Genomic DNA, 12,107 nt, shown 5'->3' with positions numbered 1-12,107 from the left:
TGGCCCAACGTGCAGTAGCGATGATGCGTTGTCGACAATCGCTATACACAGCTCACCATGAGGCCGGCGGGGTGGTTTCGATTCTGAGGGTTTTTTCGTCGACGCTGATGTAACCGCCTTTGGTCAATTCTTTCATTACCTTGTTAATCATTTCCCGAGACGAACCTACCATCGTCGCCAGCTCTTGCTGGGTCGGGCGGTTATGAATGACATACACGTCGCCGTCCTTTTCGGCCATGTCTTGCAGCACCTTAATGGTACGTTCGTAAACATTCGACAAAGCCATTTGTTTGACTTTCTCGGTCAGGAATCTGACTTTTTCTGACAATACTTTAAGCAGGGCAATCGCCGCATCAGGGTGCTGTTTCAACCAGTGGATGAAATCGGTTTTGGCGATGACCGCGCAGACGGTTTTTTCCTGGGCTTCCACGGCGGCGGAGCGGGGTTCGTCGCTCAGCAGGGCCAGTTCGCCGAAATACGAGCCGGCTTCCTGGATCAATAAGGTTACTTCCTTGTCTTTGTCGTTACTGCCGAACACGCGTACCTTGCCGGACAAAATAACGTACAGTGAACTGGTCTGGTCGCCCTCGGCGATGATCATGGCCTTTTTCGGAAATTTAATGACCTTGGCCCTAGATGCCAAGGCTTGCAGGGCGTCCTCAGGCAAATCGGCGAGAAAAGGGATATGGTTCAGACTGGCGATGACTTCTGCTTGCATGATGAGGCTATAACCGCTGGGTTTAGTAAAGTGCCGCATTTCGATAACGGTCTGTTATGTTTGCAACGCCTCTCGCACTGAGCTTGCGTGCCGAAGGTGAAGTATTTCACACATTGCCAGTCAATTAAATCACAGACCTGCAACTTTTGCGGGAATAGACTGCGTAAGGTTCCTATGCATGGAGTTTACGCGGGTTTCCGCACGCCAACCCGCCGCCAACCGGTTATGCCACCCCAATATATTTCGTGACATTTGCTTGCCCCTGATTTTGAGGCCGATATGTTTAACTTCCTTGTTCATCGTCAAGTCCTGTTCATGATGCTGGTGTTTCTTTGCGGCATCTGGATTGGGCGAATTGGCTTGCTTGAGTCATGGCCGGCGGCTAGCTACTCTGAAAGAGGTGTTTCCGATAAGCCGCAAAATGCAGTTGCAGGTAGTGTTGCGTCGTCTGTGGGGAAAGCGAATACCGACGAATCCGCCGGCAATAGCGTTGCCGAACTGCGGCGGAAAACCCTTGAACGAACGGATATGCTCGAAGCCGGGCAACAGTCGCCGGCCCCATCGTTGCTGGAAGCCGTCGCGACGCATGTCTTATGGCAAGCGCCGGTTCAGAACGTTGATGGCGACATTGTCATTTCCCTGGAAGCCGCCGGTGTGCCCCAAACAGAGGCGCAAAGCCCGACGGAAAATATCTTGGGTTTGATCGTTGAGGCCAACTAACCTGTCCGGTCCTTGTTCCTAGCCCATCAATAAGCTACCCACGTTGCTGAAGTCAAGTCTTTCCTGCCCAGGCAGCATGCAGCAGTCACACGTTTCAAACCACACCGAATGAAAAACTACCCCCTTTCGCAGTGGAATTTGTCACAGCTTTCCAGGGTGGCGAACGCCTAAAGTATCAATACCCGCTCACGTTCACAAACCGGTAGATGGGGATGCGGCTGGCAAGCAATTTTGTCGGTATCGCAGTCGTTGGGCCGGCGGCGTGCCGGCTTCATAACTTTAATTAAGGAGAAAGACAATGTCTCAAAAATCCAAATTCGATCAAGACCTGAAAGTCTTGCAAACAGAGGATTTAAATCGGGTGTCCGGCGGCTTGATTGGTCCGGATCAAGATTTAAGCCAATTTCCGCGCAAATTTTGGCCGGTCATCAATCCCGGCGCGTTCAACGTCAAAACCGTCGTGGCCAATCTCGTCGTGAGATAAGGCTTTTTAAATTATTTAGGAGAACTGTCATGTCAAACAAAACCACTCGAATTTCTGCCGATGAATTATCCAACTTTGCGGCGCAAGGTATCGAACGCGCTTTGGAAGCCCGCGAGGCCGCAGGCGTGGAATTGAATCAGGAGCAACTCGATCAAGTCAGCGGAGGGGCCTCGTTAAGCTTGGTGCTTAATAAAGGCATTATCGCCGGTGGCCCCTGGTTCGATCAGTTTAGAGGATTGAATAGTGTCATTACCAATCCGGGTGCCGGCGGTTTGGCCGGTGGCTTAGCGGGCGGTCTGCAAGGAGCAACCCGGCTGGGTTGATAGGGCCATGACCTCGGATAACCCAGTGTTATGCCCCAGCGCGCAGCCGGAATGGGCTGGTGCCCAAGTCATCGGCGTGATGACCGGCACCGCGGATAAGCCGGAAATGGCTTATCTGAATGTCCCGCAACCGGTGACCGAGCAATTGCTCGAATTGGCAGGTCCCGTCAGTCCGGCGGAAGTGTTTCGCTTCTCCGCGCCGTGTGCCTGCAACGGTTGCGGGCACTATGCGGAGGCGGAATCCAAATGCCGGCTGGCTGAAAAAGTCGTGCGTTTTACGCCGACGGTAACCGAGCAATTGCCGGTTTGCGCGATTCGTGCCGATTGTCGTTGGTGGCAACAGGAAGGCCGCTCGGCGTGTTTTAGATGTCCGCAAGTGGTGACCAATAACCTCAAGCCGACCGAAGACATGCGGCGGGCGGCCGACTACGGCGTTCTCTGAGGATTTTGGTCACAATGTCAAAAATGGTGAGAAGGAAATGGCGTTATGAAACATGAGTTATTTCGACAACAAGCCTTGGACTTTAAAAGAGACAAGCCCTTAGGGGAGGTTATTCACGTGGAATCCTTGTCGTTTTCCTTTCTCACCGCTTTAGCCGTCAGCAGCGCTTTGCTGCTAGTTGCCTTTGCCTTTTGGGGCGAATATACCCGCAAATCTCATGTAAACGGTTATTTGTCGCCGAGCATGGGTTTGATTAAGGTCTATGCGCCGCAGGCCGGCACCTTGATCGAAAAGCACGTACGCGAAGGGCAGGCCGTTAAAGCGGGCGACACTTTGTTCGTGTTATCGACAGAGATCAGTTCGCGGGAAACCCCGCAAGCCCAGGCGGCGGCGATTGAGCAATTGAAACAGCGCCGGGAAAGCCTGGAAACCGAGCTGGTGAAACAGGAGCAAATCGACCAGATTCAATACCGTTCCGTACTCGATAGGCTGCATGGGATGCAGCGAGAGTTACAACAGGTGAATAGCGAGATAGACACTCAACAACAGCGCCTGGCCGGCGCCGCCGCGACTTCGCAGCGCTATCAGCAGTTGCTAAGCACGAAATTCGTTTCGGCAGTGCAAGCGCAACAAAAACAAGACGAATGGCTGGATCACCAAGCCAAATTACAAGCTCTGCAACGCGTGCAAATGACTTTGCAGCGCGACATCCGCTCCGCACAGCTGGAAGCGGACAGCAGCCAGATGAAATTCAAAAACCAGCGCGCCGCCATCGAGCGCAATATTTCGACCTTGGCGCAAAATATTACCGAATCCGAATCGCGCCGCAACATTGTGATCACTGCACCCCATGACGGTACGGTCACCACTATCCTAGCCGAGCAGGGGCAAAACGCCACGACCGCCAATCCCTTACTGTCCATCCTGCCGCTAGGCGCCAAGTTGCAAGCTCAGCTACTGGTGCCGTCCAGTGCGGTGGGTTTTGTCGAGCAGGGGCAGACCGTGTCGGTGCGTTATCAAGCCTTTCCCTATCAACGTTTCGGCAGTCATCAAGGCCGTATCGTCGAAATCGCCAAAACCTTGATTACCCCCAAGGAAGCCGATTTACCGGTGACTTTGCAAGAGCCGGTTTATCGGGTGACCGTGGAAATCGATAAACAAGCGGTGCAAGCCTATCGCCAGGATATTCCGCTGCAATCCGGCATGCTGCTGGACGCGGACATCTGGCTGGATCATCGTCGCTTGATCGAATGGGTGTTCGATCCCCTTTACAGCATTTTAGGACGGGTTTAACCATGGCTATGCAACATATCCTCGACTTTTCCGGCCGCAGAAAAACCCCGCTGATTCTGCAAACCGAAGCGGCCGAATGCGGCTTGGCCTGCCTGGCGATGGTGGCCAATTTTCATGGGCACCGGGTGGATTTGGCTAGCCTGCGGCAGAAGTTTTCCCTGTCGCTGAAAGGCTCGACACTGAATCATCTGATCCAGATCGCCAACCAATTGCATCTGGGCTCGCGCCCGGTACGGGTGGATTTGAACGAACTGAGCAGACTCAGCCTGCCGGCTATTTTGCATTGGGATTTTAACCATTTCGTGGTGTTGACCCAGGTCAAGCGCGGCGTGGCGACGATACTCGATCCGGCCAAAGGCACCGTCCATATACCCTATACCGAAGTCTCCAAACATTTCACCGGTATTGCCCTGGAATTGCAGCCCACCCAAGCGTTTACCGCAAAAACCGAACGTCAACAAATCAAGCTATCCCGCCTGATAGGCCAGTTGAATGGTGCCTCCAGCGCTACCTTACAAATCATTTTATTGGCTGCGGCCATAGAAGTGTTTGCAATCGTAGCGCCTTTTTTTATGCAACTGGTAGTCGATAACGCGGTGGTTGCCAAGGACACCAATCTTTTGACCGTACTGGGCTTGGGGTTCTTATTGTTGGCTTTGATCCAGATAGCCATTACCGCGCTGCGCTCCTGGGTGGTGTTGGTGCTGAGTACCTCGGTAAATTTGCAGATGATGAGCAATCTGTTCGGGCATTTATTGCAATTGCCGATGAATTTTTTCGAGAAGCGCCATCTGGGCGACATTGTCTCGCGCTTCGAATCGTTGAACGTGATTCAAAGAACCTTAACCACCAGTTTTCTGGAAGCCTTTATCGACGGCGTGATGGCGTTGGTTACCTTGGGCATGATGTTAGTGTACAGCTGGAAACTGGCGGCCATCGTCAGCCTGGCCGCGCTGCTGTACGGTATTCTACGCTTGGTATCGTTCGCGCCGCTGCGCAGTGCCAGCGAAGAACAAATCCTGCGCGCCGCCAAGCAGCAAACCAATTTATTGGAAACGGTGCGCGGCATGCAGAGTGTGAAATTATTCAACAGGCAGTTGCAACGACGGCATGGTTATCAAAACTTGATGGTCGATCATTTCAACGCCGGCATTCGCGTGCAAAAGCTGAATATCATCTACCGGGCGCTGAACAGCTTATTGTTCGGCGTGGAAAACATTGCGGTGATTTGGCTCGGCGCTTTGTTTATTCTGGATGGCGGCTTTTCGGTGGGGATGTTGTTTGCCTTCATGTCTTTTAAAGATCAATTCACGCACCGGGTGGGCAGCTTCATCGAAAAAGGTATCGAATTCAAAATGCTGGGTTTGCATACCGAAAGGGTTGCCGATATTGCATTGGCAGAACCTGAGCAAGAGTATTGCAGCGGTGCCAGACAAGATCAGCTCCCGGCATCGATCCAAATCCGCAATCTGGATTTCAGTTACGCCCCGTCCGAGCCGCCGGTACTAAAAAATCTTAACCTGGATTTTGCCGCAGGCGAGTCGGTGGCGATCATCGGTCCTTCGGGTTACGGCAAAACAACGCTGGCTAAATTGATTCTGGGTTTGTTACAGCCTAGCGCCGGCGAGATCCTGATCGGCGGCGTGCGATTAAACCGCATTGACAGTCACGATTACCGGAACATGGTGGCGGCGGTGATGCAAGAAGATCAATTATTCGCCGGCTCGATTGCCGACAATATCTGTTTTTTCGATCCGGAACCGGATCAAGCCTGGATCGAAACCTGCGCGCAACTGGCAGCGGTACATCAGGATGTCATGGCTATGCCCATGGCCTATAACACGCTGATCGGTGACATGGGGACGGTACTGTCCGGCGGCCAAAAACAACGGGTGTTGCTGGCTCGGGCTTTATACAAACGCCCAAAAATTCTGGTGCTGGACGAAGCTACCAGCCACTTGGATGTGGCCCGCGAAAAATTGGTGAACGGCGCGGTGCAGCAGCTAAAACTGACCCGTATCATTATCGCCCATCGCCCGGAAACCATCGCGTCGGTGGATAGGGTGATTGATTTACAAGTCATCGCGGACGCCGCGCTTGGCGAAACTCGCTACGTGTCGCAAGCTGCTTAGTATGCAATCTGGCCAAGCCAAACGCCTGGGTGCCTGTATTCGGGTTCGTGATATTGGAGCAAGAGACTTCTCGGGTGCCGACTGGTAAGCCTGGTCCCTGATCAGACAGATTCGTTATAAAATCAATAGTGAATTTTTATCTATTTTTATGACGGGATTTATGAACAACGCTATCGAAACCCACGCTGCCAACGATATTTTTTCCGAAGCTTTCTTATTGGGTAATTTAGGCGCACCGTTTATTTTGGGAATGGCGGTCGGCTATTTCGCCAAAAAAATGTTGCGGACGGCCTTATTCGTCGGCGGGGCGATTGTGTCGATTCTGTTCGTTGCCGAATATTACGACCTGATCAACATCAACAATCTGGCTTTGGAAAATGCGGCCAGTTCCGCCGCAGAGGCCGCGAAGGAATCCGGTGGTTTCTTGCTGGATCGTTTAGCGGTATTTAGCGCTCGGGGCGTTAGTGGTGCAGGCGGTTTTTTTGTGGGATTTAAACTCGGCTAAAGCGGTTTGTATTTGTTTTGCAGCGCGATTAACCAGGGTTGTTCCCATCAAGAATTTTATATCGGGCTTCATAGTTCCCACGACCTAAAGTGGGAACTATGAGTCAAGGAAATCTCTAGTCAAACTATTCGCCAACCAACCGGGCAATGCGCTCTGACCTTTCGATTCCAGCCGTTAATTTCGGCTAGGAAAAATGCCTTGTGTGGCTACACAGTATTTGACACCCAAAACAGGCGAGCGGATATACAGGGGCTGGCTTCCACCCGAAATGCCAACCGTGGTCGTTGCCGATGCGGAAGTGCTGATGGCACCTGGGTCTAGCGACACATTAGGTGTAGCGTTCGAATAAAGGTTATCTCTGGATGCCGAAGTCGCCAATACTTTTCCGGAGGGATTGGTGGTGTTGCCGGCAGTGCTCACCGCATTAATCGAAGCAGAGACAGTGACGTTGGTTTGTGCTGCGTGGTTGTGCGCGGGCATTTGATTTGGGAGTATGGTGACAAACTCCGAGCCGGTTTCTTCGCCGACCTGGATAGGCGATAGCCCCGGACCTTGCCCGTCACCAATCGGCGAACGGCCGCGCAGATCGGGCAACGCGAATGTCTGCACCCCATCGCCGCCATACTGCGTGCCTAATAAGGAAAACAAGGCGGTATTTTGCTGAATGCTCAGGGTCTGGCCGGCGGCTTCCAAATAACCGCGGGGGCAGAAATTATAGGTAAACGTGCAAATCTCTCCCAGAAAGGGGTCGGTGCCGCAAGCCGAGGCTGATACCGGCAATCCGGTGATAGCGATCATAGCCAGTTTCAAGAGTGGTTTGTTGAATGATTTTGACATGTTGAGTACCTTTAAATTGAATTGAATTGAATTTAATTGAAAGCGTGGTTACGACGTCTGCTGCTGATGACTGAGACCAAGCCGATAGCCAGTAGCCAAAGCGTTTCCGGTTCCGGTACCGTGTTGTTAGTTTGTTTGGTGACCGAATCGACTGTAATCAGGCTGGAAGCGTTTATCGAAAATCTGCCGGAATCCGCACCACCAAATATTTTTAGATCGGGGTTGCTGTCGCCAAAGTTGATTAAATCGCCTGGGTTCAGCAGAAAGGACAACAGTAGGGTGCCGACGTCGGATACAAGGCCGCCTTTACCAGTACCTATATCGGTATTCGGATCGCTAGGTATGCGTTTTTCGTTACCGCGAAAGGGATCCGAGATAATTTTAGAAAATGCTAGTTCGGTGCCATCCGCTTTGTAAAAAGCAATCAAGGATTGCGCGAATTCAGCATCATTGTTTAACGGCGGTGTGTCAGTGGCTTCGACCTGATGGCTGAATTGGAATTGCAGGTTCACTACAAAACTATCCACAGCCGACTTGTTTTCAATCGAAAAGGTATAGTCGCCGAACAAGGGGCTGATACCCGACGGTTCGGTGCCGCCAGTGCCGCTAGCACTTAAGTTGATGCCAAAGCCGTCGCCAATTTGGCTTAAGGTGCCCGATAACGGATCGGGGCCGGTGACAGTGGAGCCAACTAGGGTGGTTATAGACGTGGAACCGGCAATGATACTGGTCAGAGATCCGGTTTGCGTAGCGTTTATCGGACTGCCTGGGGAGCCGATACTATCAAACTCCGCAGAGCCGCGGATCACAATATTGCTATCAAAAGCCGCCGCCCATGCAGACCCCGACTGCGCGCCCAGTAACAACGTCATTGCCAATGCAGCACTGGTAAGCCTGCCGCCATGGTTTATCGATTTAGACGTGATTGAGGGTACGGTCTTAAAATCGCTATCGAACCGCTTTTTAAATTTAATTGATTCCATCTTGATACCTCTTTATTTGATTAGATTTGGCGGATTATTAATTTCATTAATTATTAAAAAAATATTTATACTTAATAGTTTGTCGCGTAACAAATTACAGGCGTCTAGTAACTATTTAACGGCAGACAATTGAAAGATTCTTTCTCTGTATACCAAATGCCATTTGCTGAGTTTTGAAATTAAGTTAATTAACTGCTTTCTGTTTTTGTTTAAAAAATGTATTACAAAAATTAATAGCCAATTCTTATGCCAGTTATTGATGGCATCCGCAAAATTAACGTATCATTATGTTTTTTAATAAGTTTTATGGAGGTATGTGTCGGCGAGCGACAACATGCATGAGTGCCATGGAATCGTTTCGGCACGATATGTCGCGTGAATTACGAAATATCGTTTTTATGTCGAGAAGGGTTATGACTTATTGGATAGCTCGATAGAGCTAGGGTTTGAAAGGTGTAGAAAAAACTTTGTTTCCCGCTGGCCCGAATATAGTTTGTTGAGTTTGCAGCAGGGACGATGAGGTAGCCACCGGTTGCTGCAAATCCTGTTCGGCCTATTCAACGATTGGACTATCAAACCGGCGTTAGCCGCGTAATTTTATAGCTTGTTTTGCGTGCCGTTTTTGCAGCCAACGAATCACGCCGGTGATATACAACACCGGGCAAGCCAAACCCGCCAGCAATACCAAAATCCGTCCCGGCCAGCCGAAAGCGTGGCCGCTATGCAAGGGCCATTGCCAATCGTAAAAAACATCGGCGTTCGAGCCGGTGCCGGAGTCGTAGACTTTTAGAATTTCGCCGCTGTACTGATCGACGGCAAAATCCCGATAGCCGACAAATTGGCTCAATTCAGTGATGTCACGTTTCATTACCCTAAACACATCCAGTCGGTCCTTCGGTGCATTCAGCATCCACAGTCGGCCGGCAGGGTAGCTTTGCTGCACTATCGTTTCCACTTGCCCCAAGCTAATCGTCTGTTGTCCCGCTTTGGGTGGGGCGCTATCAATCGTTTCCGGAATGCCGTTGTACGCATTCGGGCGGGTGATAGCCGAGAACGGCTTGAGCAACACGTCTATACGGTCCGGCATCGTCATGTAGATACCGGAAAACAATACCGGTATTAACACGATACCGGAATAGAAACCGACTATTTTATGCAGATCGAAGTTGAACCTGACTGATCCCGCGCGCCGCTTGAAGGTCAGGGCTTGCCTAAATTTACCGGTCAACGGCCACCAGACGATTAACCCGGTCAATACCGATAAAATGGAAAAGGCGCCGAGAATCGAGACGATAGTGCCGCCGGTTTTACCCAGCAGCAAACACCAATGTAACTGCATGATGAAACTGACCAAAGGCCGGCCCCAATATTGATCTTTGGGATGCCAAAGCTGTAAACCCTTGACTTGCGCGGTATAAGGGTCGACGAAGATATAGTAGCCGTCGCCACTGTTGGTTTTGCTGTCGTCCCTGACAAAATACAAAAATTTGTAAGCCACTTCGGCGTTTCGTGGGTAGTACACCTTAAAAAAAAGACTATCTGGCGGTTTGGCGTTTTCGGCCGCGGCGACGATGTCATCTAAAGAGCGTAAATGTCGTTGTTCTTCGGCAGCTAAAGAAACGACGGCCAGCTCCGGATTCAATATTTCCTGCATTTCCAGATAAAACACCAATAGTCCGCCGGTTAGGCCGACGACAGCCAAAAGCATTCCGGCGCTTAAACCTAAATACAGATGTACGGCCAACCATCGTTTGCGGCGGGTTTTTAGACTCGTTAAGCGTCGAGCCGAGCGTGGTGGGGCGTTAAACTTTGTCCGACAGGACAAATTCACTAGGGCTTGTTTCATGGCTACTTATAAAAATCACTTAGGCAATGGAATACGCGGCGAATTTGTAGGATAGAGCGGGAAGGCATCCCGCCCGTTTCGAGCCGCATGGTTAGAATTCAACCTTCACCGACCCCAAAAACGAGCGGGGCGTACCCCAGGTTGCGCGCATGCCGGACACCAACGCGAAACCGTCGTGGACATATTCTTTATCCAGCAAATTGGTGACATTCAGCTGTAAAGTGACATTGGTCTTTGCCACTTTGCGGGTATAGCTGGCCAGCAGGTCCACGACGCCATAGCCATCGAAGTTGAAATCGTGGAAATCGAAAGTCGCCTTTCTGTCACTCGCCAGTTCCAGGCCGGCACCGACTTTTAAACCGCGTAAGTCTTCCTGCTGAAAGTCGTATGTTGTCCAGAAAGTGGCGGTATGATCCGGAATGCCTCTCAATCTGCTGCCGACAGGAATATTATTCGGATTGTTTTCTTTCAACACTTCGGTATTGGTGTAGGCATAAGTGGCGATGGCATTCCATCCGGGCAGAATTTCCCCTTTTATATCGACCTCGACGCCCCGGCTGCGCGCTTCACCGGTAGCAACGCTAAAATTTAAATTGGTTAAATCGGTGGTGGGAATGTTCTGTTTGGTTAAATCGTAGTAAGCGATGGTGCTGGTCAATCTATCGTCGAAAAATGCGGTTTTGAATCCCACTTCCCATTGCTGCGCGGTCTGTGGCGGTAAAAAGGTATTGCCTTGTCCCAAGCCATTGGTCGTGCCGAAATTCTCGACATAATTACCGTAAATGCTCAGCCATTTTTCCGGTTGCCACAGCACGCCCACCTGAGGCGTCACCGCATCGGCCCTTTGCCCAACCAGTTGAGACAATACATTGAATTGCTCGACATTTTGATAACGAAAACCGCCCATGACATGAACGTTATAAGGCAGTTTGATTTGATCCTGAAGATAGATGCCGTATAGGTCGGTAATGGTATGAAACGAATTGGCGGCTCGCGTCGTTGGATTGATGGGCGGATTACCGGTATGAACCGGATTGTAAATATCGATAGTGCTGGCAACCGTGCTACTGTAACCGACGGTATTTTCATCTTGCAGATAATAATCGCCGCCGATCAGTAAGGTATGTTGCAATCCCCAGGTATCGAAGTGGCCCGTTAAATTGGTGGTCGTAAAATAACTTTCGTTACTGTAAAAGTCACTGGTGGCCAAACGCCGGTTCAGTGTGCGTTGATCCGCTTGCAATGTGGTAGGCAACAGCGCGGTTCGGGTTCTATCCAACAGGTTGATGCCGAGTTGCTCGCTGATTTCCCAACGGTCGTTGAATTGGTGCTTCAAGTTGAAGCCGACGAATTTGTTTTCGACGGGATTAGGGTTAGCCTCCATTAAATTTCGTTCGCGTGGAATATCGACTAAGCGCGGGTTTATCCAGCTGCCGTCGGCTCTAGTGCCGTCAATCAGTAAAGGTCTGGAATGCAGGTCGTAATCGTTATTTTCGTGACGGTATTCCATTTCCAATAGGGCCGTTGTTTGCGAACTGATGTTCCATTGCAAAACCGGCGCTACGAATACTTTTTCATAGTCCACCAACTCGCGAAACGATCCGCTGTTCTCGTAGGAAACATTCATTCGGTACAACAGGTCGCGATTTTCGGTCAACGGTCCGGTCGCATCAATGCTGGTACGATATAAATCGTAGGAACCAAATTGTTGTTGTAGTGCGTAATAGGCAGTATCCAGAGGTTTTTTGGTCACGACGTTAACCATCCCGCCTGGTTCGACACGTCCGTATAGCATGGCCGCAGGCCGAGAAATAGTCAAATCTG

General features: G+C 50.8%; 12 protein-coding genes. 7 read left to right on the top strand and 5 right to left on the bottom strand.

Annotated features, from left to right (window positions below):
* Nucleotides 1-52: 52 nt before the first annotated feature.
* Complete coding sequence (locus tag A1332_RS05165) at nucleotides 53-757, bottom strand: Crp/Fnr family transcriptional regulator (protein ID WP_231890216.1); 705 nt, start codon at nucleotides 755-757, stop codon at nucleotides 53-55.
* Nucleotides 758-997: 240 nt separating this feature from the next.
* Here A1332_RS05165 and A1332_RS05160 point away from each other — a divergent pair, with 240 nt between their 5' ends.
* The 7 genes from A1332_RS05160 (at nucleotide 998) to A1332_RS05130 (ending at nucleotide 6,617) form a co-directional block, all read left to right on the top strand.
* Nucleotides 998-1,438 carry a hypothetical protein gene (locus A1332_RS05160; protein ID WP_064007495.1) on the top strand — a complete coding sequence of 147 codons (441 nt, stop codon included), beginning with the start codon at nucleotides 998-1,000 and terminating at the stop codon, nucleotides 1,436-1,438.
* A gap of 298 nt (nucleotides 1,439-1,736) precedes the next feature.
* On the top strand, nucleotides 1,737-1,922 hold the full coding sequence (locus tag A1332_RS05155; RefSeq protein ID WP_064007494.1) for a hypothetical protein: 186 nt from the start codon (nucleotides 1,737-1,739) through the stop codon (nucleotides 1,920-1,922).
* A 29-nt stretch (nucleotides 1,923-1,951) separates the two neighbouring features.
* Nucleotides 1,952-2,245 (top strand): hypothetical protein, encoded by a 294-nt coding sequence (locus A1332_RS05150; protein ID WP_064007493.1) that lies wholly within the window; start codon nucleotides 1,952-1,954, stop codon nucleotides 2,243-2,245.
* Nucleotides 2,246-2,252: 7 nt separating this feature from the next.
* The gene (locus A1332_RS05145) at nucleotides 2,253-2,687 is read left to right on the top strand and encodes a hypothetical protein (protein ID WP_064007492.1); all 435 of its coding nucleotides are present in this window, start codon (nucleotides 2,253-2,255) and stop codon (nucleotides 2,685-2,687) included.
* A gap of 45 nt (nucleotides 2,688-2,732) precedes the next feature.
* Complete coding sequence (locus A1332_RS05140) at nucleotides 2,733-3,980, top strand: HlyD family secretion protein (protein ID WP_064007491.1); 1,248 nt, start codon at nucleotides 2,733-2,735, stop codon at nucleotides 3,978-3,980.
* A gap of 2 nt (nucleotides 3,981-3,982) precedes the next feature.
* Complete coding sequence (locus A1332_RS05135; RefSeq protein ID WP_231890215.1) at nucleotides 3,983-6,112, top strand: peptidase domain-containing ABC transporter; 2,130 nt, start codon at nucleotides 3,983-3,985, stop codon at nucleotides 6,110-6,112.
* Nucleotides 6,113-6,272: 160 nt separating this feature from the next.
* A complete protein-coding gene (locus A1332_RS05130; protein ID WP_064007490.1) occupies nucleotides 6,273-6,617 on the top strand; it encodes an FUN14 domain-containing protein in 345 nt (114 codons plus the stop codon).
* 174 nt (nucleotides 6,618-6,791) lie between these two features.
* Here the strand turns inward: A1332_RS05130 and A1332_RS05125 are convergent, their stop codons facing one another.
* The 4 genes from A1332_RS05125 to A1332_RS05110 form a co-directional block, all read right to left on the bottom strand.
* Nucleotides 6,792-7,454: a phage tail protein gene (locus tag A1332_RS05125; protein WP_197491397.1), complete on the bottom strand. Its 663-nt coding sequence runs from the start codon at nucleotides 7,452-7,454 to the stop codon at nucleotides 6,792-6,794.
* Nucleotides 7,455-7,486: 32 nt separating this feature from the next.
* Entirely contained in the window at nucleotides 7,487-8,437 is a 951-nt protein-coding gene (locus tag A1332_RS05120) for a PEP-CTERM sorting domain-containing protein (RefSeq protein ID WP_064007488.1), read from the bottom strand.
* Between the two features lie 583 nt (nucleotides 8,438-9,020).
* On the bottom strand, nucleotides 9,021-10,283 hold the full coding sequence (locus tag A1332_RS05115; RefSeq protein ID WP_064007487.1) for a PepSY-associated TM helix domain-containing protein: 1,263 nt from the start codon (nucleotides 10,281-10,283) through the stop codon (nucleotides 9,021-9,023).
* A 91-nt stretch (nucleotides 10,284-10,374) separates the two neighbouring features.
* Nucleotides 10,375-12,107, bottom strand: a 1,733-nt coding sequence (locus tag A1332_RS05110) for a TonB-dependent siderophore receptor (RefSeq protein ID WP_064007486.1), incomplete at its 5' end; no start/stop codon positions are given.

This window comes from Methylomonas methanica (assembly GCF_001644035.1).
Lineage (GTDB): Bacteria > Pseudomonadota > Gammaproteobacteria > Methylococcales > Methylomonadaceae > Methylomonas > Methylomonas methanica_A.
The sequence above is the reverse complement of the archived record's forward strand: the minus strand, read 5'-3'. Positions and strand labels throughout refer to the sequence as shown.

Excerpts from the sequence above, each read along its gene's own strand:
- A1332_RS05135 (WP_231890215.1), top strand. The coding sequence starts at position 3,983 with ATGGCTATGCAACATATCCTCGACTTTTCCGGCCGCAGAAAAACCCCG.
- A1332_RS05150 (WP_064007493.1), top strand. The coding sequence starts at position 1,952 with ATGTCAAACAAAACCACTCGAATTTCTGCCGATGAATTATCCAACTTT.
- A1332_RS05115 (WP_064007487.1), bottom strand. The coding sequence starts at position 10,283 with ATGAAACAAGCCCTAGTGAATTTGTCCTGTCGGACAAAGTTTAACGCC.
- A1332_RS05160 (WP_064007495.1), top strand. The coding sequence starts at position 998 with ATGTTTAACTTCCTTGTTCATCGTCAAGTCCTGTTCATGATGCTGGTG.
- A1332_RS05145 (WP_064007492.1), top strand. The coding sequence starts at position 2,253 with ATGACCTCGGATAACCCAGTGTTATGCCCCAGCGCGCAGCCGGAATGG.
- A1332_RS05155 (WP_064007494.1), top strand. The coding sequence starts at position 1,737 with ATGTCTCAAAAATCCAAATTCGATCAAGACCTGAAAGTCTTGCAAACA.
- A1332_RS05125 (WP_197491397.1), bottom strand. The coding sequence starts at position 7,454 with ATGTCAAAATCATTCAACAAACCACTCTTGAAACTGGCTATGATCGCT.
- A1332_RS05130 (WP_064007490.1), top strand. The coding sequence starts at position 6,273 with ATGAACAACGCTATCGAAACCCACGCTGCCAACGATATTTTTTCCGAA.
- A1332_RS05120 (WP_064007488.1), bottom strand. The coding sequence starts at position 8,437 with ATGGAATCAATTAAATTTAAAAAGCGGTTCGATAGCGATTTTAAGACC.
- A1332_RS05165 (WP_231890216.1), bottom strand. The coding sequence starts at position 757 with ATGCGGCACTTTACTAAACCCAGCGGTTATAGCCTCATCATGCAAGCA.
- A1332_RS05140 (WP_064007491.1), top strand. The coding sequence starts at position 2,733 with ATGAAACATGAGTTATTTCGACAACAAGCCTTGGACTTTAAAAGAGAC.